At 51.2% G+C, this 26,611-nt stretch carries 27 protein-coding genes; 26 read left to right on the forward strand and 1 reads right to left on the reverse strand.

What is annotated here, in order from left to right; genetic code table 11:
• Positions 1–47 precede the first annotated feature (47 nt).
• The 10 genes from rnmV (at position 48) to A3849_RS22730 (ending at position 8,409) form a co-directional block, all read left to right on the forward strand.
• A complete protein-coding gene (gene rnmV / locus A3849_RS22685) occupies positions 48–599 on the forward strand; it encodes a ribonuclease M5 (RefSeq protein WP_074113438.1) in 552 nt (183 codons plus the stop codon).
• Positions 596–1,480: a 16S rRNA (adenine(1518)-N(6)/adenine(1519)-N(6))-dimethyltransferase RsmA gene (rsmA, locus tag A3849_RS22690; RefSeq protein ID WP_074113439.1), complete on the forward strand. Its 885-nt coding sequence runs from the start codon at positions 596–598 to the stop codon at positions 1,478–1,480. The genes rnmV and rsmA overlap by 4 nt, the downstream gene beginning before the upstream one ends.
• Positions 1,481–1,583: 103 nt before the next feature.
• The gene (gene yabG / locus A3849_RS22695; RefSeq protein ID WP_074113440.1) at positions 1,584–2,486 is read left to right on the forward strand and encodes a sporulation peptidase YabG; all 903 of its coding nucleotides are present in this window, start codon (positions 1,584–1,586) and stop codon (positions 2,484–2,486) included.
• A gap of 248 nt (positions 2,487–2,734) precedes the next feature.
• A complete protein-coding gene (gene veg, locus A3849_RS22700) occupies positions 2,735–3,010 on the forward strand; it encodes a biofilm formation stimulator Veg (protein WP_019914493.1) in 276 nt (91 codons plus the stop codon).
• A gap of 130 nt (positions 3,011–3,140) precedes the next feature.
• Positions 3,141–3,317, forward strand: a complete 177-nt coding sequence (locus A3849_RS22705; RefSeq protein ID WP_074113441.1) for a small, acid-soluble spore protein, alpha/beta type — start codon at positions 3,141–3,143, stop codon at positions 3,315–3,317.
• 189 nt (positions 3,318–3,506) lie between these two features.
• The gene (ispE, locus tag A3849_RS22710) at positions 3,507–4,361 is read left to right on the forward strand and encodes a 4-(cytidine 5'-diphospho)-2-C-methyl-D-erythritol kinase (RefSeq protein WP_074113442.1); all 855 of its coding nucleotides are present in this window, start codon (positions 3,507–3,509) and stop codon (positions 4,359–4,361) included.
• Between the two features lie 104 nt (positions 4,362–4,465).
• Positions 4,466–5,293 (forward strand): pur operon repressor, encoded by an 828-nt coding sequence (purR, locus tag A3849_RS22715; protein WP_074113443.1) that lies wholly within the window; start codon positions 4,466–4,468, stop codon positions 5,291–5,293.
• Positions 5,294–5,504: 211 nt separating this feature from the next.
• A complete protein-coding gene (gene spoVG, locus A3849_RS22720) occupies positions 5,505–5,792 on the forward strand; it encodes a septation regulator SpoVG (RefSeq protein WP_020425826.1) in 288 nt (95 codons plus the stop codon).
• Positions 5,793–5,963: 171 nt separating this feature from the next.
• Entirely contained in the window at positions 5,964–7,349 is a 1,386-nt protein-coding gene (glmU, locus tag A3849_RS22725; RefSeq protein ID WP_074113444.1) for a bifunctional UDP-N-acetylglucosamine diphosphorylase/glucosamine-1-phosphate N-acetyltransferase GlmU, read from the forward strand.
• Positions 7,350–7,455: 106 nt separating this feature from the next.
• Entirely contained in the window at positions 7,456–8,409 is a 954-nt protein-coding gene (locus A3849_RS22730; protein ID WP_020425824.1) for a ribose-phosphate diphosphokinase, read from the forward strand.
• A gap of 79 nt (positions 8,410–8,488) precedes the next feature.
• Here A3849_RS22730 and A3849_RS22735 read toward each other — a convergent pair whose 3' ends face one another.
• Positions 8,489–8,689: a hypothetical protein gene (locus tag A3849_RS22735; protein ID WP_074113445.1), complete on the reverse strand. Its 201-nt coding sequence runs from the start codon at positions 8,687–8,689 to the stop codon at positions 8,489–8,491.
• 92 nt (positions 8,690–8,781) lie between these two features.
• Between A3849_RS22735 and pth the strand changes: the two genes are divergently transcribed.
• The 16 genes from pth to A3849_RS22815 all read left to right on the forward strand — a co-directional run bounded on the left by pth (position 8,782) and on the right by A3849_RS22815 (position 26,535).
• A complete protein-coding gene (pth, locus tag A3849_RS22740; RefSeq protein WP_074113446.1) occupies positions 8,782–9,342 on the forward strand; it encodes an aminoacyl-tRNA hydrolase in 561 nt (186 codons plus the stop codon).
• Positions 9,343–9,431: 89 nt separating this feature from the next.
• A complete protein-coding gene (fin, locus tag A3849_RS22745) occupies positions 9,432–9,662 on the forward strand; it encodes an anti-sigma-F factor Fin (protein WP_074086922.1) in 231 nt (76 codons plus the stop codon).
• A gap of 133 nt (positions 9,663–9,795) precedes the next feature.
• Positions 9,796–13,320 carry a transcription-repair coupling factor gene (gene mfd / locus A3849_RS22750; RefSeq protein WP_074113447.1) on the forward strand — a complete coding sequence of 1,175 codons (3,525 nt, stop codon included), beginning with the start codon at positions 9,796–9,798 and terminating at the stop codon, positions 13,318–13,320.
• The gene (locus A3849_RS22755; RefSeq protein ID WP_083613629.1) at positions 13,307–14,362 is read left to right on the forward strand and encodes a peptidylprolyl isomerase; all 1,056 of its coding nucleotides are present in this window, start codon (positions 13,307–13,309) and stop codon (positions 14,360–14,362) included. Before mfd ends, A3849_RS22755 begins: the two co-directional genes overlap by 14 nt.
• Positions 14,363–14,568: 206 nt before the next feature.
• Positions 14,569–15,111 carry a stage V sporulation protein T gene (gene spoVT / locus A3849_RS22760; protein ID WP_074113449.1) on the forward strand — a complete coding sequence of 181 codons (543 nt, stop codon included), beginning with the start codon at positions 14,569–14,571 and terminating at the stop codon, positions 15,109–15,111.
• A 144-nt stretch (positions 15,112–15,255) separates the two neighbouring features.
• Entirely contained in the window at positions 15,256–16,932 is a 1,677-nt protein-coding gene (locus A3849_RS22765) for a putative polysaccharide biosynthesis protein (RefSeq protein WP_074113450.1), read from the forward strand.
• A gap of 179 nt (positions 16,933–17,111) precedes the next feature.
• Positions 17,112–18,611 (forward strand): bifunctional methyltransferase/pyrophosphohydrolase YabN, encoded by a 1,500-nt coding sequence (gene yabN, locus A3849_RS22770; RefSeq protein ID WP_074113451.1) that lies wholly within the window; start codon positions 17,112–17,114, stop codon positions 18,609–18,611.
• Positions 18,612–18,934: 323 nt separating this feature from the next.
• Entirely contained in the window at positions 18,935–19,207 is a 273-nt protein-coding gene (locus A3849_RS22775) for an HU family DNA-binding protein (RefSeq protein ID WP_074086928.1), read from the forward strand.
• Positions 19,207–19,485: an RNA-binding S4 domain-containing protein gene (locus A3849_RS22780; protein ID WP_038584395.1), complete on the forward strand. Its 279-nt coding sequence runs from the start codon at positions 19,207–19,209 to the stop codon at positions 19,483–19,485. The genes A3849_RS22775 and A3849_RS22780 overlap by 1 nt, the downstream gene beginning before the upstream one ends.
• Before the next feature lie 175 nt (positions 19,486–19,660).
• Positions 19,661–19,945, forward strand: coding sequence for a sporulation protein YabP (gene yabP / locus A3849_RS22785; protein WP_074086929.1), 285 nt, complete (start codon positions 19,661–19,663; stop codon positions 19,943–19,945).
• Positions 19,942–20,505, forward strand: a complete 564-nt coding sequence (gene yabQ / locus A3849_RS22790; RefSeq protein WP_074113452.1) for a spore cortex biosynthesis protein YabQ — start codon at positions 19,942–19,944, stop codon at positions 20,503–20,505. The genes yabP and yabQ overlap by 4 nt, the downstream gene beginning before the upstream one ends.
• A gap of 22 nt (positions 20,506–20,527) precedes the next feature.
• On the forward strand, positions 20,528–20,863 hold the full coding sequence (locus A3849_RS22795) for an FtsB family cell division protein (RefSeq protein ID WP_074113453.1): 336 nt from the start codon (positions 20,528–20,530) through the stop codon (positions 20,861–20,863).
• A gap of 124 nt (positions 20,864–20,987) precedes the next feature.
• Complete coding sequence (locus A3849_RS22800; RefSeq protein WP_036696437.1) at positions 20,988–21,488, forward strand: S1 domain-containing RNA-binding protein; 501 nt, start codon at positions 20,988–20,990, stop codon at positions 21,486–21,488.
• Between the two features lie 430 nt (positions 21,489–21,918).
• Entirely contained in the window at positions 21,919–24,426 is a 2,508-nt protein-coding gene (spoIIE, locus tag A3849_RS22805; RefSeq protein ID WP_074113454.1) for a stage II sporulation protein E, read from the forward strand.
• Positions 24,427–24,860: 434 nt separating this feature from the next.
• Positions 24,861–25,607: a vWA domain-containing protein gene (locus tag A3849_RS22810; protein ID WP_074113455.1), complete on the forward strand. Its 747-nt coding sequence runs from the start codon at positions 24,861–24,863 to the stop codon at positions 25,605–25,607.
• Positions 25,597–26,535: a serine/threonine protein kinase gene (locus A3849_RS22815; RefSeq protein ID WP_074113467.1), complete on the forward strand. Its 939-nt coding sequence runs from the start codon at positions 25,597–25,599 to the stop codon at positions 26,533–26,535. Before A3849_RS22810 ends, A3849_RS22815 begins: the two co-directional genes overlap by 11 nt.
• The last annotated feature ends 76 nt before the right edge of the window (positions 26,536–26,611 follow it).

The raw sequence follows: 26,611 nt of genomic DNA on the forward strand, positions 1-26,611 counted from the left end.
GAGCGAATCCTCTTCTTTTTGCGTTTCAGAGTAAGGAGTTTTGTAAAATGATCAAGGAATTAATCGTTGTGGAAGGTAAAAGTGATACAGTTGCTGTTAAGCGTGCTGTAGATGCGGATACCATTGAAACAGGCGGTTCGGCAGTGGACCGCAAAGTGATCGCCAGGATTGCGCTGGCCATGGAGCGCAGAGGGGTCATTATTCTAACCGATCCTGATCATGCCGGTGAACGGATCCGGAAGATTGTGTCTTCCAAGGTGCCAGGCTGCAAGCATGCGTTCATTCCTGAAAAAGATGCCACCCGTAAAGGTGATATCGGAGTTGAAAATGCTTCTCCGGAGGCCATTCGTCACGCGCTAGAGCATGTTCATACTTCCTTTGAAGGCGCCCCGGCTCTGATTGGGTTGGAGGATCTGATGGCTGCAGGGATGATGGTACATCCCCGGGCAGCGGAGCGGAGAATGGCGCTGGGCAATTTGCTGGGGATCGGCTACTGTAACGGCAAGCAGCTATACAAGAGGCTGGCGATGTTTGGAATATCACGAGAGGAATTTGTAAATGCTCTCGCGCAAATTGATCAGGGAGGCATTACCTCATGAGTGGCAACAATCATATCTCATCCCCGGTACGCACAAAGGAAATTATCCAGCGTTACGGGTTCTCATTTAAGAAAAGCTTGGGCCAGAATTTTCTGATTGACCAGAATATACTCGACAAGATTGTGGATGCTGCAGGCCTGGACCAGGCAGCAGGTGCACTAGAGATTGGACCAGGCATTGGCGCTTTGACCGAGAGGCTGGCAATGTCCGCTGGAGTGGTGACAGCAGTAGAGATTGACCGGCGGCTGATCCCGATACTTCGGGATGTTCTTGCCTCTTACCCGCATGTCAAAATCCGGAACGACGATGTGTTGAAAGTGAATTTGCAGGAGTTATTCGCTGAGGATTTTGCGGCTGTGGAAAGAGTCAGTGTAGTTGCCAATTTGCCGTACTATGTAACCACTCCAATCCTCATGAAGCTGCTTGAAGAAAAACTGCCGCTCGATAATATCGTGGTGATGATTCAAAAGGAGGTTGCTGAACGTATGGCAGCTTCACCTGGCGGGAAGGAATATGGCAGCCTTAGCATCGCTGTGCAGTACTATAGCGAACCCGAGCTGGTCTGCATGGTGCCGCGCACGGTATTCATTCCTCAACCGAACGTGGAGTCTGCCGTGATTCGTCTCAAGGTGAGAGAGCGTCCTCCGGTAGAGGTTGCAGACGAGAAGCATTTCTTTGAGGTTGTACAAGCTTCCTTCACCCAGCGGCGAAAAACCATTGCCAATAATCTCAAAGCCCGGTTCTTCCCGGAAGAGGGGCGTGAACGTCTGGAATCCCTGCTGGCTGAGGCTGGAATCGAGCCAAGCCGCCGCGGAGAAACACTCAGCCTGGAGGAGTATGCCCGGTTAAGCAGCGTACTGCTTGCTGCCGGAATTGTTTAGGTAAGAAGAAACGGCTTGATATCTTTCTTATATTTCAAATCACCGCCGATTATGAACCAACCGGGGTCTTTGCCCATACGATGGGGTAGAGGTGGTGTTTGAAATGAATTTAGGAGACTTGGTCGTTCGCAAATCTTACGGTGGCGATGTAACGTTCCGGGTGGAGAATATCGTGCAGAACGGTGCTGTCATCAAAGGCACTGAATTCCGCCTGCTGGCGGATGCGCCTTTGGAAGACCTGGTGCAGGTGCCTCCTACCCGTATTACCGAGCGGGGACAACAGGCGCAGATTAAAGCCACTGAATCCCTGACCCGGCTGCGTAAAGACCGGCAGGAGCAGAGCCAGCGCAGCGGAGAGAGTATCTCCGGGGTATGGCCCCAGTCTCCCAAGGAGCTGGCCTACTTTGAGGTGCCGGGAAAGGTGCTGCACCTGGATGGTGATGCACTGTATTTGAAGAAGAGCCTTAGTCTATACGAGCAGCTTCGGATCCCTGCTGAAGGACATCATATTCATGAGTCAAAGATGGCCGAAACGCTGTACCGGCTTTTGCCGCATGTACGTCCGGATATTGTTGTCATTACCGGGCATGACGGAGTACTTAAGCAGCAGTATACTTATGATCTCTACAGCCTGAGTAGTTACAAAAATTCGCAGAACTTCGTAGCAGCCATTAGGGTTGCGAGGGAATATGAGCGGAATTTTGATACGCTGACTATTGTGGCAGGAGCCTGCCAGTCCCATTTCGAAGCACTGTTAGGTGCGGGGGCCAACTTTGCCAGCTCGCCCGGAAGAATACTGATTCATGCCCTGGATCCGGTCTATATAGCGGCAAAGGCATCCTTTACTTCCATACGGGATTCCGTCAGCCTGGGGGATGTGCTGAATAATACCATCAGCGGCAGCCAGGGTATGGGCGGAATCGAGACCCGCGGCAGCTTCCGTATCGGGATGCCTCGCCTGCAGAATCTGTCTACTCTAAAGGTAGCACCATCGGTGATGATGTAGCCGCGGGATGTGTGAACAGACATTTCAGAAAAACCCCACTTTTGTGGGGTTTTTTTGTTTACGGTGTTTCTTGCTTTTTGAATAAGACACTCTGATATTACGGCTAACAAGGATTTAATGTCAGCCTTGCTCTATGCTAAAAAAATTCCGTTGACAACGTTTTTACCATCATCTATAATTATTCATTTGATTTGACAATGAAGGCGGAAAGTTGTATAATGGACAAGGAAAGAGGTGGTCGTCAGGCAATGGCTAATAACGCGCTGTTGGAAATTAAACGCAGTCTCGAAGCTCACGTCGGTCATAAGATCACGTTGCGTGCAAACGGTGGCCGTCGTAAAACCGTTGAACGCACCGGTGTCCTGGAAGAAACGTACCCTTCTGTATTTATTGTCAAACTGGATCAGGAGCAGCAAACCTTCAAGCGAGTCTCCTACAGCTATGCCGATATCCTTACTGAATCTGTGGAAATCACAGTATGCGAAGATGATGGGCAGATGCGGATTATGTATATTAAAGCTTAACGGTTTATGGGCAGTCTCCCGCTGGGGAGGCTGTTTTTTGTTGTTTTTGGCTGAATGGCCATCCGGTCTTGGCAGCATACTAAAGCAGCAACAATCTCGTCATCCATTATTTTAAGGAGGGATTCTGTTAATGAGCCGCAGAAAACGGGGTATGATGTCTGAGGAATTGAAGACGGAGCTGGCCAAGGAACTGGGTTTTTATGAGACAGTAGAACGTGATGGCTGGGGCGGAATTCGGGCGAAAGATGCAGGGAATATGGTCAAAAGAGCTATTCAGCTGGCTGAAGAAGCCGCACGCAAATCGTAATAGGACTTGCAGGAATAACTCAGTGAGGGGTGCTGCCACGACGGCAGTGCCTTTTAGGTATGTACTGAACTTTTGATAAAATGCAAAAAAAGGACGGCAAACCTTTTCTACTTGATGGACTTCGTTACGAGTTTCTCATATAATATGTTAAGTTGTTTTTACGGGAAAAGCTGAGGGTGGGTGAACGCCTTGAAAATGTATGAAAAAGCGCCAGCAAAAATCAATTTGATGCTGGATGTGCTGCATAAACGCGCGGATGGCTTTCATGAAGTTGAAATGATTATGACTATGGTTGATTTGGCGGACCGCTTGGAGCTGTCTGAGCTGAAACGGGATTCCATTATTATCTCAAGCCAAGCCGGATATATTCCGCTGGACGAGAAGAACCTGGCCTTCCAGGCGGCGAGGCTTATTAAAGACCGCTATAACGTGAGAAGCGGTGTGCATATCCATCTGGACAAAAGGATTCCGGTGGCTGCCGGCCTCGCTGGCGGCAGCAGTGACGCCGCGGCAACGCTACGTGGCCTGAACCGGCTCTGGCGCCTCGGCATTCCGGCGCAGGAGCTGCAGGAACTGGGCGCCGAGCTGGGCTCGGACGTCCCGTTCTGTGTCACAGGCGGCACTGCCCTGGCAACGGGCAGAGGCGAGCGGCTGACTCCCATTCCGAGTCCGCCGCAGTGCTGGGTCGTCCTGGCCAAGCCGCCGATTAATGTATCGACGGCTGAGGTGTACGGACGCGTACGCGCGAACAACATCGCTGTGCATCCGTCCGCTTCCCGGATGCAGGAGGCGATCGCCGCAGGCGACTTCGCAGCCGTCTGTGCGGGGCTCGGCAACGTACTGGAGGATGTTACGCTGAAGCTGCATCCTGAGGTGCAGCAGTTAAAGGACACTATGGTGAAGCTGGGTGCAGATGGCGTACTCATGTCTGGCAGCGGGCCAACAGTATTTGGCCTGGTGTCGAAACAATCGAAGGTAGCCAGAATTTACAATGGGCTGCGCGGATTTTGCAAAGAAGTATACGCTGTGCGTTCGCTGAACTAAGTAAACGCTGTCTGACGGTGGTCGAATGGATCCCCATGCTTGTGTAAATCCGTACAAAAGTGATATTATTTTTAATAATATTCGGTTTTGGCGAGGAGCATTCCGTGAAAAAACTTAAAAGAAGCCAACGTTTGGTAGACATGACCCAATTTTTACTTGAAAAACCGCATGATCTTCTCCCGCTATCCACATTTGCAGACCGGTACGGAGCGGCGAAGTCATCTGTAAGTGAAGATTTGGCTATTATAAAAGAGGTATTTGAAGGGGAAGGCATGGGGGAATTGCAGACACTGGCCGGTGCGGCTGGTGGTGTTCGCTATATTCCGAGGATGCCTACAGACATGGCGTTAGCCTTCGTAGACGGCCTGTGCAGCCAGCTTGAACAAAGTGACCGTATACTGCCTGGCGGATATCTGTATATGTCTGATCTGCTTGGGCTTCCGTCTCTGATGGAGCAGGCCGGTAAGATTATCGCCACAGCCTTCTATGGTGTAGAGATTGACGTGGTAATGACAGTAGAGACCAAGGGTATTCCCCTGGCTTATGCCACAGCCGCGCAGCTGGGACTTCCGGTAGTGCTGGTACGCCGCGACCATCAGGTGACGGAGGGCTCGGCAGTAAGCATCAATTATGTTTCGGGATCGCATAAAAGCATACATACGATGTCGCTGTCCAGACGGGCGCTGAGGGAGAAGTCGAGGGTGCTAATTGTGGATGACTTCATGAAGGCGGGTGGAACCGTACGCGGCATGGTCGATCTTCTGGGTGAATTCAATGCTGAGGTTGCCGGTGTAGGTGTGCTGGTTGAATCCGGAGCTGTTGAAACGGAGGAACGCCTGCTCCATGACTATGTATCCCTTGTGAAGTTAAGTGAAGTGGATTCCAAGGAACGGCGGATCTCTGCACATCCGGGGAATTATTTTTTCGCTTGATTGGTGGTGTAAACCTAACATCTGTAAGACTGGCTAAAATGTCGAATCTGTGAGGAAAACACAGAGAACTTCACGAAATGTGTCGAAAACGATGGTATGGCAAAAATAATCTTCTTCATCAGACATTTTATGGAATCCAAAAGAAGGAATTCGCATTGCTGTGTGGAATTATACACCAAGTCTCTGATGGAAAAAGGTGGTGAACACACACATGCAAATTACGGATGTCAGACTCCGCCGCGTTAACTCTGAGGGGAGAATGAAAGCAATCGCATCCATTACAATCGATAACGAGTTTGTTGTTCATGACATTCGCGTCATCGACGGTAATAACGGGATGTTCGTTGCAATGCCCAGCAAGCGTACACCGGACGGGGAATTCCGCGATATCGCACACCCGATTTCTTCGGGAACACGCGAGAAGATTCAATCCGCGGTTCTGGCCGAGTATGATCGCGCCGCTACTGAAGAAGAAGAGGTCATTGAAGAGGGAGCATAAGCTAGTCGCTTACTCTGAAGGACGGCTGCCCTTACTTGGGCGGCTTAAGGCCATGCCGTTTTTTTATTGGGGTTCGAAGAAAAGGGAACCATGCCTTCATGGTTCTCTTTTCTTTTTGCCCGGAATGAGATATATTCAGTAGTGAGCTAAAGAAGTAGGGGGTTGGCATTCTTGAAAAGAATGGCTGTTGTACTTGCTGCAGGTCAAGGCAAGCGCATGAAATCTAAATTATACAAAGTGCTGCACCCCGTCTGCGGCAAACCGATGGTAGGGCATGTACTTGATACAGTAAAAGCGACCGGATGCCAGCGCACCGTTGTTGTTGTCGGACACGGTGCGGAGAAAGTTAAAGCCTATGTGGGCCAGAATGCGGAATATGTTCTTCAGGAAACGCAGCTGGGTACAGGCCATGCCGTAAAGCAGGCTAAAGACCTTCTCGGCGGCGAAACAGGCACAACAGTTGTAATCTGCGGAGACACGCCGCTCGTGACGGCGGAAACGCTGGAGGGGCTTATGGCTCTGCATGAGGGCCAGAATGCGGCTGCAACCGTACTTACAGCTGTCATGGAGCAGCCTGCAGGCTATGGAAGGATTATTCGAGGTAAGGATGGCGGCGTGCTGAAGATCGTAGAGCAGAAGGATTGCTCTCCGGAGGAAGCTGCTGTAAACGAGATCAACACGGGGACTTATTGTTTTGATAACGCCAAGCTGTTTGCAGCTTTGGAGAAGGTTACGAACAGCAATAACCAGCAGGAATATTATTTAACCGATGTTATCGGAATACTCCGGGCACAGGGGGATATCGTACTGGGATATCAAGCTCATGATGCTGCGGAGTCTATTGGCGTTAATGACCGTTTAGCCTTGTCGGAAGCCGAAGGTCTGATGCGCCAGCGCATCAACCGTCAGCACATGCTGAACGGGGTAACCATTATTGATCCTGCTTCCACCTACATCGCAGCTGATGTGATCATTGGAGCAGATACTACACTCTATCCGGGAACCACCCTGAAAGGGAAGACTGTCATCGGGGAGGACTGCATCATCGGGCCTTCCAGCGAGATTGAGGACTGCGTGGTCATGGATGGTGCTGAAGTGAAGCACTCCGTGCTGAATCAAGCCCAGGTCGGAGCAAGAACCTCTGTTGGACCTTTTGCCTATTTGCGGCCAGGTGCTGTGCTTGGGGAAGAGGTTAAAATCGGTGATTTTGTGGAAATTAAGAATGCCAGCATTGGAGATGGCTCCAAAGTCTCGCATTTGAGCTATGTCGGCGATGCGACGGTTGGTAAGAATGTAAATGTGGGCTGCGGTGCAATTACCGTTAACTATGACGGCTACAATAAATCCAGAACTGAGATTGGCGATGATGCCTTTATCGGGAGTAATGTGAACCTTGTAGCTCCGGTTACAGTGGGTAAGGGTGCATTTGTCGTTGCCGGGTCGACCATTACCCGTTCAGTTTCAGAGAACGATCTGGCTATTGCCAGAGTAAGGCAGGAGAACAAGCCAGGGTATGCCGAGAAGATCCGTGCCCGGGCCAAAGCCAAGAAAGGCTAATCCGGGTCCATCGTAGAGCGCTAGAAGCCAAGGCGCCGGTCGGACCCGTAAATCCGCGCCGGCGCTCACTTGGAAGTTAAATTCCGTCACGGAGGGTTTATATTTTATGACTTATTGCGATTCCAAACTAAAGATTTTCACCTGCAATTCCAATCCTAAGCTGGCCAGTCAAATTGCCGACTACATCGGCATACCCATGGGAGAATCCCACACCACCAGCTTCAGCGACGGAGAGATTCAGGTTAAGCTGTCGGAAAGTGTCCGGGGCTGTCATGTCTATATTGTACAGTCCACCTGTGGACCGGTTAACGACAATCTGATGGAGCTTCTGGTTATGGTAGATGCACTCAAGCGTGCGTCTGCGAAGAGCATCAATGTCGTGATTCCTTACTACGGTTATGCGCGCCAAGACCGTAAGGCCCGTTCCCGTGATCCGATTACGGCCAAGCTGGTAGCCAACCTGATTGAAAAAGCAGGGGCACATCGCGTCATTACCATGGACCTTCATGCGATGCAGATTCAAGGCTTCTTCGATATTCCTGTAGATCATCTGCTGGGTGTTCCCATTCTTGCTCAGTATTTCCGCTCCAAGCAGATTCAGAACCCTGTTGTAGTGTCTCCAGACCATGGCGGTGTTGTGCGGGCAAGAAAGCTTGCTGATTTCCTGAATGCACCATTGGCGATTATCGACAAACGCCGTCCAGAGCCAAATGTCAGTGAGGTTATGAACATCATCGGTAATATCGAGGGCAAAACGGCGATTCTGATCGATGATATCATCGACACAGCGGGAACCATTGTACTGGGAGCAAATGCTCTGATGGAAGGCGGCGTGAAGGAAGTATATGCGTGCTGCACCCATCCCGTATTATCAGGTCCTGCACATGAACGTTTGGAAAACTCGCCAATCAAAGAAATTATCGTGACGGATACCATTCCAATTCGCAGCAACAATCCGACCTCGAAGCTAAAGGTTCTGTCCGTGGCTCCACTGATGGGCGAGGCTATTATCCGCGTTCATGAAGAGCTGTCGATCAGTAAATTGTTTGAAATAGAATAGACTGCCCAGGGCATAGAAAAAGGGTTACACCTTTCGCGAGGAAGATGTAACCCTTGTCGGCGTAATGCGAAAGCTGCCTCTAGTATCCCGGACGAGAGACGAAGGTGAACAGGGTACGGTTATAAAGGGTCCCCTGAAGCTCCACAAAACCTTCATCCACAGCTGTCACCATCCCGATATCAACGTGCAGGTTGCCTCTATATACCTCGACAGGCACAGCATGTTGGATGTGGTACTGGAAATGGCGCTGAAGCGTTAAGATATCGCCTTGATGTAGCATGTTTCATCACCTGTCTTTGGAATATACGCTTATTGTACCAAAAACGGAACGCCTCTGCCGAGAGGTGCCAAGAAAGAAAGGATAGCCGCATCATGAAATGGATAGTTGGACTCGGAAATCCCGGACCGCAGTACGCCAAAACGAAGCATAATGTCGGCTTTATGGCTTTGGACGAACTGGCGGCTAAAAATGGTATAGTTTTTAATCAGAACAAATGTAAGTCTGTTATTGGTGAAGGTGTGATTGACGGTGTCAAAACCGTTCTGATTAAACCAATGACTTTTATGAACCTATCCGGGGAAGCGGTTCGTGCTTATATGGATTATTACAAAGTACAGCTTGAAGATATGATTGTTGTGTATGATGACCTGGATACGGAAATGGGTAAAGTCCGGCTGCGCTACCAGGGAAGCGCCGGCGGCCATAACGGGATTAAGTCCATCATACAGCATACCGGTACCCAAACCTTTAATCGTGTGCGGATGGGAATATCCCGGCCTGAGCCCGGATTTGCCATTGTTGACTATGTTCTATCTACCTTCCCTAAGAAGGATGGGGATAAGCTGGAAATGATGATTCAGGACACCTGTGCCGCTCTGGAGTTCAGTATGAAGCATACATTTGAGCAGACTATGGCTAAATTTAATGGCTGATTGCCTGCAGGCGATAATTTCTCCTAAGGCTAAAGCTAAATCAGGCGGGGCATACTGAAGGTAATATACTACCTTCAGGAGGCATATAGATGGCAATAAACTATGTATGCAGGCACTGCCGGACTTTTCTGGGAAGCATCCAGAGAAGTGATATTACAGAAATGCAGTTGGGCCTACATTCCTTGACCCCTGCGGAGCGCAGAGATATCATAGCGTATGATTCAGAAGGCGAGATTACGGTAAAGGTGACTTGCGACTACTGCAAGGAGGCCTTGGACAATAACCCCGAGCTCAGTCTGCTGGCCAGTCCGCTTCAGTAAATGGCAGCGGCTGTCTCTATCGTCATCCGCAAGCCTTGGCCTTACGCTAAGGCTTGTTTTCGATTCTAATTATAATAGGTGGCATCTGCCCGTCGGGGCAGGGCCAGCCTGTTTAGTAAGAGAGGTGCGCCTGTTGTTACAAGGTCTTATAGAAGCTTTTTCCAAAGATCCCGATTTTCAGTCCGTTACCCGAGGTGTAGCTGCGGGTATGAAGGAGCAGCTCATATCGGGTTTGTCCGGTTCGGCCAGACAAATCATGCTGGCGGCGCTGCATGAAGAAACTTCGCGTCCGCTGCTTGTAGTTACTCATAACATGTTTTCTGCCCAGAAGATGGCTGAGGATTTGCAGGAAGCGCTTTCCCCGGATCGCGTGCTGCTCTACCCTGCCAATGAGCTGGTTGCCGCTGAGGCTGCAGTCTCAAGCCCTGAGACGCTTGCCCAGCGGATTGATGTGTTGACGAGATGCGCTCAGGGCTTCCGTGGCGTTGTTATTGTTCCCTATTCCGGTGTACGCCGTCTGCTTCCTTCGCCACATGTGATGGCAGACGCAGAGGTAACGATCTCCCAGGATGGGACGCTTGTCCTTGATGAGTTCCTGATGTCCATGATTGAGATGGGCTATGAACGGGTGGAGCGGGTAGAGAACCGCGGCGAGCTCAGTGTCCGGGGCGGTATTATTGATTTCTATCCGATGACTTCTCCCCTGGCCTACCGGGTGGAGCTGTTTGATGATGAGGTTGACTCCATCCGTACGTTTGATCCGCAGGACCAGCGTTCGATCGACAAGGTAAACAGCGTGAAGATCACACCTGCCAAGGAAATTATTGCTGATCAGCTGCGCCAGGATATGGCTTCTACGGAAGCAGCGGCAATGCTGGAACGGCAGCTCGAAAAGATGGCCGACCGCCAGGCGAAGCTGCGTCTGCGCGAGGAAATGGGCCGGGAGCTGGAAATGCTCCGCGAAGGCACTTATTTTCCGGAAATCTATAAATATATTAGTCTCTTATATCCTGAACGTACCCACTTGTACGATTACATGGCGAAGGATACGATTCTGGTGCTGGATGAACCAGCGAGATTGCTGGAAACCGCGAAGCAGCTTGAACGGGATGAATCGGAATGGAACCTGCACCTGCTGCAAAACGGAAAGACACTGCCTGATCTGCAGCTTTCTGTGGAAAGTGATGTCGTTATGTATCAGCGGCCGTTTCAAAGCCTGTTCATGTCGATTTTCCTGCGCCAGGTTCCCCATATTCAGCCGCAGAATATTCTGGGCTTTATCAGCCGTGGAATGCAGGACTTCCATGGCCAGATGAATGTGCTGAAATCGGAGATGGAGCGGTGGCACAAATCCGGCGTGAAAGTGATTATGCTGGCGAATGGTGAAGAGCGGATGGAGCGTGTCCGCAGGGTTCTGTACGACTATGGCATTGAGGAGCCTACCATTCTACAAGGCAATTTGGGTTCCGGTTTTGAGCTGCCTTCCATTCATCTTGCGGTGATTACCGAAGGAGAAATGTTCTCCCAGAAGCAGCGCAAGGCGCGCAAGGTTTCCAAAGGCATTGATAATGCTGAACGGATCAAGAGTTACACTGAACTCAAGATTGGTGATTATGTTGTTCATCAAAATCACGGGATCGGGAAGTATATGGGAATCGGGACGCTGGAGGTCAGCGGAATTCACCGGGACTATATGCATATTATGTATGCCGGAGGAGATAAACTCTCCGTACCAATTGAACAAATTGATCTGATTCAGAAGTACGTGGGCTCGGAAGATAAGGAGCCGAAGGTATATAAGCTTGGCGGTAATGAATGGACGAGAGTTACAAGTAAGGTGCGGTCTTCGGTACAGGATATTGCCGATGATCTGATTAAACTCTATGCTGAACGTCAGAGTGCCCTGGGCTATGGCTTTGAGAAGGATACCCAGGAGCAGCACGAATTCGAAGAGATGTTCCCTTATGAAGAGACGCGCGATCAGCTGCGGGCCATTGAAGAGATCAAGAAGGATATGGAGCAGAACCGTCCGATGGACCGGTTGCTGTGCGGTGACGTAGGCTATGGCAAGACGGAGGTAGCCATTCGTGCCGCATTTAAATCTGCGATTGAAGGCAAGCAGGTTGCGGTTCTGGTACCAACGACGATTCTTGCCCAGCAGCACTATGAGACCTTCCGCGAGCGTTTTGCCAACTATCCGCTTAACATTCAGGTGCTCAGCCGGTTCCGCAGCCGCAAGGAGCAGAATGAGACGATCAAGGGTGTACGACAGGGAACCGTAGATGTGGTTATTGGTACGCACCGGCTGTTGTCGCAGGATATGGTCTTTAAGGATCTGGGTCTTCTGATCGTGGATGAGGAGCAGCGTTTCGGGGTTACACATAAGGAAAAGCTCAAGAAACTGAAGACCAATGTTGATGTACTTACTCTTACGGCTACACCTATTCCCCGGACCCTGCATATGTCCATGCTCGGTGTGAGGGACTTGTCAGTCATTGAGACACCGCCGGAGAACCGCTTTCCTGTACAGACGTACGTGGTAGAGCACAGCCAGACGCTTACCCGTGAGGCTGTAGAGCGTGAGCTGGCCCGGGGCGGGCAGGTCTATTATCTGTATAACCGCGTACAGGGTATTCAGGAAATGGCTGCGCAAATCTCCATGCTCGTTCCGGAAGCTAGGGTCGGTATTGGTCATGGCCAGATGTCGGAGTCAGAGCTGGAGAAGACCATTCTTGACTTTCTGGATGGGGAATACGATGTACTGGTCAGCACAAGCATCATCGAGACAGGGGTAGATATTCCGAATGTTAACACGCTGATTGTGCATGATGCTGACAAAATGGGGCTGTCCCAGCTGTATCAGCTTCGCGGGCGGGTGGGCCGTTCCAACCGGATTGCTTATGCCTATTTCACGTACCAGCGCGATAAGGTGCTTACTGAGGTAGCCGAGAAGCGGCTGCAGTCGATTAAGGAATTTACGGAGCTTGGCTCCGGGTTCAAAATCGCCATGCGTGACCTTTCCATTCGCGGAGCGGGCAATTTGCTTGGTGCTGAACAGCACGGATTCATTGCGTCTGTCGGTTTTGACCTCTACTCGCAGATGCTTGCAGAAGAGATCCGCAAACGCAAAGTCAGCGTGCTGGGTGAAGAGGATACCTCACTTAAGCAAGGAAATACGGTAATTGACTTGTCGATTGATGCTTATCTGCCATCCGAATATATCTATGACAGTATTCAAAAAATAGAGATATACAAGAAAGTTGCTGCGGTGGCTGCCCTTGAGGATGCCGCAGAACTTGAAGACGAGCTGCTCGACCGTTTCGGTGAACTGCCTGAGGCTGTTGTCAATCTGTTATCTGTAGCCCGCCTGAAGGTATACGGCAAGCTCTACGGAATGGAATCGATGGTCCGGCGGGGCGATGAGGTCTCGCTTAACTTCCATGAAGGCAGCACCGGCGCTTTTGACACGGCAAAGCTCGCTAAGGTTGGAAATAACTTTGAAAGACGTGTACAATTTGATAGGGACGCCAAGGCAACTATCCGTGTGAAATCAAAGGATCTGGGGGACAAGGAACTGCTTGATCTGCTGGAACAGTTCCTGGCGGCGGCCAAACAGTCTTTAAAATCGAAGGGAGAATTACATGATGTCATCAAATAAAACAAAATCCTGGAAAGTGCTGCTGGTTTCACTTGCGGCAGCCATTTCCTTCTCTATGCTGGCAGCTTGCAGCAGCAATAATAACAATAATGCCGCTGAAGATAACAGCAAAGCGGTAGCTACTTACAAAGGCGGTACGATTACCGAAAAAGAATTTGAAATGGATACCCGTGTTATGAAACTTCTGTCGCCACAGCAGGCGCAGTACCTGGAAATTGACGCCTTCAAGGAATCCATCCTGAAGCAGGAGGTCGCATTTGAATATCTGTCCGGTAAAGCTACGGATGCCGCGAAGAAAGAAGCTGAGAAGCAAGCAGACGAACAAGTAAACTCCATTAAGAAAGGCTTAGGGGAGACCTATGAAAGCACGCTGAAGGAAGCCAATCTGACAGAAAAAGATATCCATGCCTACATGCTGCGTGTACTGACTGTATATCAGGACATGCTGCTGAAAGTTACGGACGACCAGGTAAAGGCTGAGTTTGAAAAAACCAAAGGCGACTTCACGGTAGCTACGCTACGCCATGTGCTGATCGGTCTTAAGGATGCTGCAGGTAAGGAACGTACCGATGCGGATGCGCTGAAGCTGGCCAAGGAAGTGAAGGCCAAGCTGGATGGAGGAGCGGACTTTGCTGCGACAGCCAAAGAATACTCGGATGATACCGGGTCCAAGGAAAGCGGCGGCGAAATTAAGGACAAGGTCCTGGGCGGTTATGTGGAGGAATTCAAGAAGGCAGCCCAGACGCTGCCGCTGAATACGATTAGTGATCCGGTCAAGACCGTCTACGGTTATCACGTGATGGAAGTGGAATCCCGCACAGAAACTCCTTTTGATAAGCTGACCGATGAACAAAAGGAAACCATCAAGGGGTCGCTCGCGTCCCAGGCTCTGGAATCGTACCTTGAGAAGGATCTGAAGTCGCTCGATGTCAAAATTAATTTGCCGAAGAGCTCTGCAGCTGCGGGAGCAACAACTGGCGGAACAGAGCCTACAGCGGCACCAAGCGCTGAGGCTCCGGCTGCAACGGAAGCGGCCCAATAATATACAACAAATATCATTAAGACGGCCCCCTCGCATGATGCGAGGGGGCCGTCCCCGTTTAATATAATACATGCCGGACGATGTATAAGGAACTGGGAAGAGATGAATACTATGGTCAGATATTTCAATAAATCACTGGGATTATCCATTCCCATAATGGACAGTAGTTGGACCATACTTCTTAAGAAAGCGGGGCAACATGTGAAATGAAAGCTACTGGAATTGTTCGCCGTATTGATGACCTCGGCCGAGTTGTTATCCCCAAAGAAATTAGACGTACTTTGCGTATCCGTGAAGGTGATCCACTGGAAATCTTCGTCGACCGTGACGGTGAAGTCATACTGAAAAAGTATTCTCCAATTGGGGAACTGGGCGATTTTGCCAAGGAGTATGCAGAATCACTCTTTGAAGGAACAGGCCATATTACCATGATCACCGACCGGGACACTTTTATCGCTTTGGCTGGAGGTTCAAAAAAAGATTATCTAGAGAAACAGGTTGGCGTATTGCTTGAGAAAGTAATGGAGAGCCGGAAGACGGTGCTTGAAACGAATGCAGGCAGCTACGAGATTGGTAAAGACCATCCGGAATCCGTCTCTTCGTATGTGGCTGCACCTATCATTTCCGGTGGAGACCCCATCGGTTGTGTCGTCCTGCTGAATAAGGATGACTCGGTGAAAATGGCGCAGATGGAAGTGAAAATGGCCGAAACCGCTGCTGCCTTTCTGGGCAAACAAATGGAGCAGTAACTGCTGTGGCACGGAGGCCCCGCTTCCCCTTTGGCGAAATAAGCCAAGCGGGAGGCGGGGTTTTTGTCGTGGGGTGTCCCTATGCGTTATAATATAGAAATTCATCCCATCATAGCAGTTATAGCTGTAGAAGCAGGTATATGTATGAAACTTAAATCGCAAGGCTCGAAACTGCTGCAAGGGGCATTCATTCTTAGTGCAGCAGCCATCCTCTCCAAGCTGATTGGCACCCTACAGAAAATCCCGCTGCAAAATCTGGGCGGAGATGCTGTATTCGGTATTTATAACACAGTATATCCACTGTATACCATGCTGGTAACGGTGGCGATGCTGGGGCTGCCCTCAGCTGTTTCCAAATTCGTGGCAGAGGCTTCCGCGGGTAGGGAGGAGCAGGAAGGACGCCGGATACTAAAACTCTCCGCTGTCCTTACCGGAGTAAGCGGGGTGGTAATTGGAATTCTGGTCTATGCAGGTGCGCCACTCCTCTCGGCATGGGTCGGCAACTCGCATATTACCCCAGCACTGCGGGCCAGCGCGTGGGGGCTGGCCGTTGTTCCGCTAATGGCTGCGCTGCGGGGCTATTTTCAGGGTCTGCATAATATGGTTCCTACTGCGGTCTCCCAGGTGGCCGAGCAGTCGGTGCGCGTTGCTGTTATGATCGTACTGCTGCTGTATTTGACTTCGATCCATGCAGATGCGTCAGGTATTGCCGCCGGGGCGCTGCTGGGATCAGCGGGAGGGGGTGGCGCGGGCCTGCTCATCATGCTGCTATATCTGCGGAGACACCGCCGCCGTCAAGCAGAGCCTGAGCTTGCTGCCGCATCGGAAGTGGTGGCTGAGACCTCATGGACACAAGAGCAGAGGACGGCAGCTCCCGCCAGCCCGAAGGCAAGCACACGTACCCTGCAGTTGCTGGCCTATGGGCTTCCGGTCATGCTGGGGGCCTTGGCCGTACCGCTCATCGGGCTTGTGGATGTATTCACCGTGCCCCGCCTGCTGTCCTCAGGCGGGAGCGAAGCGGCAGCGATGGCGCAGTTCGGGATCTACAACCGCGGCCTGCCGCTGGTGCAGATCGTCACGATGCTGGCTACTTCGCTGTCTGTGGTCTTCATCCCGGCACTCGCAGAAGCCAAGTACCGGGGCGACCTGGGGCTAATCCAGACCCGCGTCAGCTTGTCGCTGCGTTGGTTCTGGCTGCTGGGCCTGGCCGCCTCCGCAGGCCTGGCGGTGCTTGCGGAGCCGATCAATGTGGCGCTCTACGGCGACGCTGCGGGCAGCAGCACGATGACCTGGCTGGCCTTCACCGCCGCCGGCGGTACGGTCAGCATCATCTCGGCCGCGCTGCTGCAGGGCCTTGGCGCCGTGCGCGCGCCGGCGCTGCACCTCCTGGCCGCCGCGCTGCTCAAGGCGGCCCTTAACCTGCTGCTCGTGCCGCAGCAGGGCATTACCGGCGCGGCCATCGCCAGCGTGGCCGCGCATGGGTTCGCAGCAGCGCTGAACGTGCTGCTGCTGCACCGCCAGGGCCATCTGCGGCTGCGCCTGGCAGATGCCCTACTGCGGCCCGCGCTGCTGCTGGCGGGCCTGGCCCTGGCCGCTGTCGCCGTAAGCTACGGCACCGGCGCTGCGGCAGATGCCGCGGGCCTTGGCGGCAGCCGCACCGCGGCCCTGGCGCAGAGCCTGCTCGGCGTGCTCGCAGGCTGCGCTGTCTTCGCTATCGGCGCGGTAGTCCTGCGCCTGCTGAGCGAAAGTGAACTGCGCCAGCTGCCGGGCTTTGGCCCGAGGCTGGCGGACAAGCTGAAGAAGCTGCGCCTATTTCCCTAGAGCTGGCAGCTCTGGTTTGGATTAGGCTAATCCCTCCGGCCTTTCCGTAAAGGTTCTGGCCCGGTTATGAATCAACGCCAGCAGTTCTGCTGAAATGCGGCACGGATTGAAGTACCAGCAGTACATAGAGCGGTCATATGCTATTAAGGGCAGCGGCCGCCTGGAAGGAGTAGAATCGCATGAGTGCAACACTAACAGTGGTGGGGCTTGGCTCGGGGAATCCGGACCGGCTGACACTGGGAATTATCAAGAAGCTGAAGGCGGCATCTATCGTTTACGTGCGGACTGCAGAGCATCCGGTCATGGCGGCTCTGGCTGAGCTTGAGATTTCTTCACAGTCGTTCGACAGCCTGTATGAATCGTTGTCTTCTTTTCCTGAGGTATATGAAGCAATTACGGCGAAATTGATCGAGGAAGCGGGTTCGGCGCCGTCGGACACAGAAATTGTCTATGCTGTTCCAGGACATCCGATGGTTGCGGAGTCGGCTGTTTCTTTGCTGCGGGAGCGCTGCCCGCAGGCGGGAATCAAGCTGGATATTCTAGGCGGGGAAAGCTTCCTGGACGAGGCTTTTGTGCGTCTGGGTTTTGATCCGATTGAAGGCTTTCAGCTTTTGGATGCCTCGGGCATTCGCAGCTCCCAGCTTCAGCCCGAACTGCATACGCTGATCGGCCAGGTGTACGACAGCTTTACGGCTTCGGAAACCAAGCTGTGCCTCATGGAGCTGTATCCGCCGGAGTATGAGGTCGTTGTAGGCCATGCGCTCGGAGTAGAGGGTGAAGAGCAGATAGACCGTATACCACTCTATGAGCTTGACCGCCTTACAGGCTATGGCAATCTCTCGCTTGTCTATGTTCCGGCGAACCGCGAAGAGAACGCAAGACGGCGCAGCTTTGCCCGTCTGCATGAGATCGTTGATATTCTGCGCAGTCCGGAGGGCTGTCCCTGGGACCGGGAACAGACCCATGAGTCGCTGCGCAAGAATCTGATTGAGGAAACCTACGAGGTGCTCGAAACCATTGACGAAGATGACCCGGATCATATGAAGGAGGAGCTCGGTGACCTGCTGCTCCAGATTATGCTGCATGCCCAGATGGAAGAGGAGCTCGGAACTTTTAATGTCTATGATGTGATTGAAGGCCTCAATGACAAGCTGATTTTCCGTCATCCGCATGTATTCGGGGATACCGAAGCGGGCAATGCCGAGGAGGCACTGAAGAACTGGGAGGGCATGAAGGCTGAGGAGAAACGGCGCAAGGGCTTGAAACCTGAAGCTGACTCTGCGCTTAGTGGAGTTCCCCGCGATCTTCCGGCGCTGATGAAAGCCTATAAACTGCAGAAGAAAGCTTCCAGAGTAGGTTTTGATTGGGACAACGTTCATGACGTTCTGGCCAAAGTCCGTGAGGAGGCAGACGAACTGCAGGAAGCTATTGAGAACGGTGCTTCAGCGGAGGAGCAGATGCTGGAGTTAGGGGATCTGTTATTCGCGGCAGCCAATGCCGCCCGCTTTATCGATGCAGACCCGGAAGAGGCGCTAACCCGCACCAACCGCAAATTTGTCTCCCGGTTCCATTACATTGAGCAGCAGTTACGCAGCCAGGGAACTTCGGTTCAGGAGAGCAGTCTGGAACAGATGGAAGCGCTCTGGCAGGAAGCCAAAAAAGAAGAACGAAAGCTCTAATTTTACAGGGTTGCCCGTACATCCGGTATAGCTCTCCGATAAAGCGGCAATGCTGTGAATGCGCGCAAATCTCTGATTTGAAATGCAAAGAGTAGTTTATAATGTTATAGTGCTATAAGCCCGGGATTTTTCGGCTGGATATAGAGGGTTACTCTATAGCACTCAGCATATTGAGACTTATATTTTTAAAAAATTGGCGGTTCGTGGCAGGAATTCGGGTTGGCATCAAGAATATCATAAAGACGAAATGACGATTTGCGGCATATCCTGGCGCACAATCGCGTTTCATTTATTTTTTTGTATCCTAGGAGGAACTTCAAATTATGAACAAGACAGATTTGGTTAACAACATTTCCGAAAAAAGCGGATTGGCAAAAAAAGATGTTGAAGCTGTATTGAACGGAGTACTGGGCGAAATTACCGAAGCTCTTGCACAAGGCGATAAAGTGCAGCTGATCGGATTCGGTACCTTTGAAACCCGCAAACGTTCCGGCCGCTCCGGCCGCAACCCGCAAACGGGCACACCGATTGAAATTCCTGAATCGACTGTACCGGCCTTCAAGGCTGGCAACAAGCTCAAAGAAGCCGTCAACTAATGCGTCTTGATAAATTCCTGAAAGTCTCCCGCTTGATCAAGCGCCGCACAGTGGCCAAGGATGTGTCCGAACAAGGCCGGGTGCTGATCAACGGGAAAGAATCCAAGCCGAGCAGTACAGTGAAGATCGGCGACGAGATCACTGTGCAATTCGGTCAAAAACTTGTGACGGTCAAAGTGGAGAAGCTGGTCGAAACGACCCGCAAGGACGAGGCCGCAGGTATGTATACACTGCTTCGTGAAGAGCCTGTTGCCAAAAGCAGCGGCCTCGACTGGTAAGCAGATTCGTAAAGTTTCTGAGAAAAGCGCTGCTCTGCATTCTGTGGAGTAGCGCTTTTTTTGAAAATATAAGAGTTTCTAGGTTTCACGCAGTAAATTAGCCGGTTCCACTTGTTTCTGTTCTATAACCTCTCCTTCCCCCATAGATTAGAATCAAGAAGGAGGGGTACATGCTATGATCGAGCCAGTAAAAGTCAATAAACAGCACGATCTGCACATGCACAGCCGCAAACAGCTGGAGCTTACCGGTGTGCAGAACGTGGAAAGCTTCGACAGTGAAGAGTTTCTGCTGCGTACGGAACTTGGCCATCTCACCATTCGGGGAAATCATTTACATATCAAAAACTTAAGTCTGGAGAATGGCATATTGTCTCTGGAGGGCAATGTGCAATCGCTGATTTATCTGGATCCCGGAGCGCAAGGCAAAAATAAAGGATTACTCGGCAAGCTGTTTAAATGAATCCCACAGTTCAGTGGATGACCCTGTTCTATATGATGCTGGCTGGCACAGCCATGGGACTGGCCTATGACAGCTACCGGGTGCTGTCACTGAAATTAAGCTTTCCCAAGTGGCTGAATGCGCTTCTCGATCTCTTGTATTGGATATGGGCTGCGCTGCTGGTCTTTCGCATGCTTTATGCCGGAAATCAGGGACAATTGAGGTTTTATGTCTTCTTAGGCCTGTTTCTAGGTGTATGGATCTATTTTTTAATCTTCAGTGTTACGGTGCGCCGTTTTGTGGTAATGTTAATTCAGTCGGTTCAGTATACGTGCAGACTGCTATGGAGAGTTATAGAAGTGTTAATAGGTGGACCGCTGCGCTTGTTGTGGCGCCTCTTGAGAGGCATACTGCAGCTGCTGGGCCGTATCCTGTTATTTATTCTAAAGCTGCTGCTGCGTCTAACGAAGCCCATTTGGGTATTTCCTGTAAGGTGGATCTCTCCACATGTCTCCCGGCTCCGCCACAGCGGCTGGGTCACGAGATGCATAGCATGGATACACACCAAAAGGAAACACTGACCTTGAACTGGAGGAACGCTGCATGAACAGATTCTCTGCGGAAGAGAAGGGGAATAGCCATAAAGCTTCGGCCGCAGGCGCGAAGAGAAGAAAATTCATATGGACGCTCGTCGTTGCTGTGTTTTTCGGCTGGGCCGGTTTTATTTTCTTTGCCCAGAGTGCGGCTATTGCAGAAAAGAGTGAACAGCTCGCCAAGAAGCAAGAGAGCAATGAGACGGTGACAACTTCTCTTAATCAATTGAAATATGAAGTATCCCGCCTGAATGATGATGAGTATGTCGGACAATTGGCGCGTAAATGGTACAATATGTATCCTAAAGGCGAAACACCTATTCGTACAGAGCAATCAGGGGAATAAAGCAGGCCAAAAGGGGCTTTCGCTGTGTTGCCTTGATTTGTTCTTTACTGTATAATCAAATCACCGCAGACAGGATGGACTTTATATTCGTCTGTATATTTTTAAGGGAGGATCATTTTATTCTATGGCAATTGAAGTGGGCACCAAGTTAGAGGGCAAGGTGACAGGCATCACGCATTTCGGAGCATTTGTGGATCTGTCAGGAGGTGTCACAGGTCTCGTTCACATCTCGGAAATCGCCGATAATTACGTCAAAGATGTTAATGATCATTTGAAGATTGCTGATGTGGTGACCGTCAAAGTGATTAACGTTGACAAGGACGGTAAGATCGGACTTTCCATCAAGCAGGCCGTAGATAAGCCGGCATCGGAAGTACGTCCCCCCAGAGCTCCAAGACCTGAACGTCCAAGCGGTGGAGACCGTTTCGGCGGCGGTGGCGGCAGTGGTGGAGGCGGCGGTGGTTTTAATCGTGAACGGGGAGGGCGTCCATTCAAGCCTGCAGCCGGTAAACCTTCATTCGAGGATAAAATGTCACGCTTCCTGAAAGACAGCGAAGAACGGATATCTTCGATCAAGAAGAACACAGAAGGAAAGCGCGGAGGCCGTGGAGCCAAGCGCGTATAGTTTCATACATGTACATCATTAATAACCGCCGGGGGCGAAATGCCCTTTGCGGTTTTTTTGTATGCCCGGAATGAAAAGGCTGTGCTAATCCAGAAATAGTGAATAGACACTGTGAAATCAGGTTCTACTTGGCAGGGCTATTTTGTCGGCTGGAAATATATTCCCGACAGTATCCTTGCCATTCTCACATAACTCCAGAGCAATCGCTGACGAATATCTGCAGCCGCAGGTATGTAAAATGTGGAAGTGCTTTCCATAAATTCCGCCAACCGGCTGTCCCGTAAGGGATGCGCAGGCTTTTCCACAGAATGTCGGTACAGGCTTTTTTGTCGGAAATTTCTTACAGGCCGCCCTCCATTTCTGACAAACTTTCCAAAGACCCCCGCTATATAATGAGACTCATAAATTCTTAAACGGGTGGTGTAGAGGAATGGGTAAAAGCAATGTGGTGAATTTGCCGGAGTGGACAAGAGCTGGAAACAATGACAAAGATCAGAGGGATAGCTGGGGGGACCGGGCTAAGGCGTGGAGTCTGAAGCAGCCGGTAATCCAGCTTTTCATAGTGAAAAAGTGGATGCTGCTCCTGAGTCTTATGGGTTTTCTGCTCGGCCGTGCGATGATTCTGGATGAGCTGTCCCCTTTTGCTGCAGCTTATTTTGCCGTTATTGTATTTATGCGTAAAGATTCCATATTGCCTGTAGCTGGTGCAATTATCCTTGGAAGCCTCTTTACTCCATTCCCCGGTGCCGTAATGGTAGCCGCGGAGCTGATTATCTTTTTCTTGATGTATAAAGGACTGGAGAGTTTTCAAAAAGTGGAACTTTCCTATGCGCCGCTGATGGTCTTCGTCTCTTCGTTTATGGTCGGCTTGTTCCAAATCGTCATTGGACCCTCAATTACCTGGTATTCGCTGATGATGGCAACACTGGATGCTCTGCTCGGATTCGTACTTACTCTGGTATTCTTGCAGGCGCTTCCGATCTTTACGTACAAGCAAAAAAGCAGGGCGCTGCGTAATGAGGAAGTGCTTTGCCTGATTATTTTGCTAGCCTCAGTGATGACTGGCCTTGTGGGCTGGAGTGTGGGCGAATTATCGCTTGAGCATATCCTATCCCGCTATCTGATCCTGCTGTTTGCCCTGGCTGGAGGCGCCCCGCTTGGTGCAGCCGTTGGTGTGGTTACCGGACTGATCCTCAGTCTGGCGGATATTGGGGCGATTTATCAGATGAGTCTCCTCGCCTTTTCAGGGATGCTGGCAGGCATGATGCAATCCGGGCGCAAAGGTGCGGTCTCTATTGGGATGCTACTCGGCTCAACCATTCTGTCCGTCTACTTCCTGGGTCCTGGTGATGTGATGGCCTCTACCTGGGAGACCTGCGCAGCGGTAGTGTTGTTTCTTCTTACACCTAAAGGGATGATTTCTGCCATTGCCAAATACGTACCAGGCACGCCAGACCATAGCCGTTCCCAACATGAATATGCGAGAAGGGTAAGGGATATTACAGCCGATCGGGTAACCCAGTTCTCCCAGGTATTCCGCCAATTGTCGAGCAGCTTCGGTCAGATTCCGCGAGCCGGGGAAGCCGGTAAATCGGATCGCGAAATGGAAGATTTCATGAATACTGTGACCGAAGGCGCCTGCTCTGGCTGCATCCGCCGCTCCCATTGCTGGGATGCCAAGTTCTATCAGACCTACCGCTATATGACCGATATGATGACAACGGTGGAGGAGTGCCCCGGTATTACGGCTACCCAGCTTCCGCCGGAATGGAGCCGGATCTGCGGCAAAACGGCAGAGGTACTGGAAGTGATGAAAGGTCAATATGATCTATACCAGCATGATATGCGCTGGAAAAGACAAATATACGACAGCCGCCAATTTGTTGCCGAGCAGTTGTCAGGTGTGTCTCAGGTGATGGAGGACCTGGCCAAAGAGATCAAACGTGAAGGACAGGCCATGTACCGTCAGGAAGGACAGATTCGTGAAGCACTGGAGAAGCTGGGCCTGTCCATCCATAGTATTGAGATTCTGAGCCTGGACCCGGGCCGGGTAGAGATCGAAGTGGTGCATGCCTATACCCGCGGCTTTGATGAATGCCGGAAGATGATCGCTCCGCTGCTCTCTGACATTCTGGATGAGAATATTGCAGTTGTGAATGAAACGGCGGTTCATCCCCGGGAGGGATTGTCGATGGTGACCTTTGGATCGGCCAAAGCCTATGAGGTTAATACAGGTGTTGCCGGAGCGGCCAAAGGCGGTGATATGCTGTCTGGAGACAGCTTTAGCACTGTAGAGCTGGGTAATGGAACCTTTGCTGTCTCCATCAGTGATGGTATGGGCAACGGGGAGCGGGCCCGCATGGAGAGTAGCGCCGCGCTCGGGATGCTGGAAAAGCTCCTGCAGTCCGGGATGGATGAGAAACTCGCGGTCAAATCCGTTAATTCTATTCTGCTCCTGCGTTCTCCGGACGAATTCTATGCGACTGTGGATATGGCGCTGATTGACCAGTATTCAGCGCAGACAACGTTTATGAAAATCGCGTCAGCCCCCAGCTTCATCCGGCGGGGAAGCGAGGTCATTCCTATTACAGCCAGCAATCTGCCGATTGGAATCATCAAGGATATCGAGGTTGATCTCGTCAGCATGCAGCTGCGTCCAGGGGATATTTTAATAATGATGACCGATGGTATTTATGATGCGCCCGGATATGCCGTTAATAAAGAAATATGGATGAAACGCTTAATCCAGGAGCTTGAGGGTGATGATCCCCAGGTGCTGGCCGATAATCTGCTGGAAAATGTTATCCGGTATCAAGGTAATGAAATCCATGATGATATGACGATCGTAGTCAGCCGCTTGGATCACTTCCATCCGGAATGGTCCAGCCTGCATTTGCCGGGTATCGGCCGGATGGAGCGACCGCGTACTGTAAGCTAATCTATCATTTAACTGGCACTGTTTTTTGTAGCTATAGCCGCGGGTGGAGCATATTTTTTGTCCGGGTTGAGGTAATTACTTTTTCAGAGCATCAGGGGAAATCAACCCTCTAAATGCTGCCTGTCTCTCTTGTTTCCCAAGCCGCTGGCTCAGCGGTGCCTTCTTTCAGTTTGACAACTTGATGTGAATTGAAGGAACGCAGAGGAAGTTTGGAACTGTAGAAGCGTCAGCGTTCGCCTTTGTCCTCCGATTTCAACCGCTTAATGCGGTTCTAATCTGGAAATCGGAGGACAACAGCGATCGGAAGTCCAAACATTTCTCGTAGTTCCCCTTATTCACAGCTGGTTTTTATCTGGAATCCCGCTAAGCGGAGTTTGAAATCTCTCTACCTTGGATATGCTAGAAACATATACAAGGAAGGGGAGTGATCAGTCATGAAGCAGATTCTGCTTATTACTGACGGTTGTTCGAACGTAGGGGAGAGTCCGGTGATGGCTGCGGCGCATGCACGTCAGGAAGGCATCACCGTTAATGTGGTCGGTGTAGTCGATTATGGTACTATCGGGGAGCTTGGCAGCCAAGAGATTTCCGATATTGCCAAGGCCGGTGGCGGTATCAGCCGGATCGTTGGAACGCCGCAGCTGGCACAGACGATTCAGATGATGACCCGCAAGACGGTGGTTCAGACGATTCAACAGGCGGTTAATAAAGAGGTAAAAAAAATACTCGGAGAAGGCTCACTGGAGGAGCTGCCTCCTCTTCAGCGCTCGCAGGTGGTTACAGTTGTCGATGAACTGACCGAAACCTCACCACTGCGTATTGCGCTTTTGATCGATGCCAGTGCGAGCATGAAGCCTAAGCTGGGTGCTGTAGAAGATGCGATCCGTGATCTGGCGCTTAGCCTGGAGGCCCGGGAGGGTAAGAGCGAAATAGCCGTTTTCCATTTTCCGGGACGCTCCAGTAGTGAGGATGCCATGCTGGATATGGACTGGACACATAATGTGTCGGAGGTCCGCTCCTTGTTCTCCAAGCTGAAGATGCGCGGGGCCACGCCTACTGGACCGGCCATATTCAAGGTGCTTGAGCATTACCGTTATGATACACTGGATGGACACCGTGAACGTCCGACAGATGACGGTTACGATGAAAAAGAAGGGATGATTGGTGGGTATGTCGTCTAATCCGCCCTATCCTGCCGGCACAGTAATCAGCGGCAAATGGCGGGGAAACCGTTATGTCGTTGAGCGGATGCTGGGAAGAGGAGCGAACGGAACCGTATATCTGGTGCAGCGGGAAGGCAGACGGGAGCTCTATGCCCTCAAGATCGGTAACGATACCCTTGAGCTGCAATCCGAGATCAATGTTCTGACCAGCCTGCAATCCAGCAGGAAGCGAAAAGAGCATCGTGCACACCGTGAATCTCCCTTGTCCTCCTATTTACTCGAATCAGATGATTTTAAAGACGCTGATAGCGTGCCTTTTTATGTTATGCGTTATGTGGAGGGCCGGCCGCTGCACCATTTTTTAGCCAAGAACGGGGCCTCCTGGTTAGGTCTGGTTGGCCTCAAGCTGCTGGAGAAGCTACGCAATCTGCATGAGTGCGGCTTTGTGTTTGGAGATTTGAAGCCAGAGAACGTAATGGTGTCCAATTACGGAGAGGCAGAGCTGATTGATTACGGCGGTGCCAGCCCGCTTGGCCGCAGTGTGAAGCAATTTACTGAATGGCATGACCGCGGGTACTGGAATGCGGGCAGCCGTATGGGTGACGAGAATTACGATCTGTTTGCCTTTGCAGTGCTGTGTCTGCGTTTACTGGATGAAGAAGGGTTGAAGACAGCTGCCTCCCAGCTGCCGCAGACTAGAAGTGCCGACGAGCTGCTGAAGCTGGCCAGAACTTTGCCCGATAAGAAGCTCTCTGCTTGGCTGTGTCTGGCACTTAAAGGCGGATTCCCGGGAACGGAGGCGGCAACAGAAGCCTGGAGGACCCATATTTACAATTCAAGAAAACCGGGGAAAGAATCAATGGCGACACCCGGCTGGTTAAAAAGTGCATTCGCGCTATCCTTATTTTTGCTTGTATTTACGATTTACTACGTATTTCGATTTTGAAAATTATACATAATATCGGGAGGGCTTGGCATCTCATGCCAGTTCCGGCCCGTTACCGGGTGAGAAAGGGAGCCGT

The sequence above is a fragment of the Paenibacillus sp. P46E genome, from assembly GCF_001909095.1.
GTDB lineage: Bacteria > Bacillota > Bacilli > Paenibacillales > Paenibacillaceae > Paenibacillus_AQ > Paenibacillus_AQ helianthi.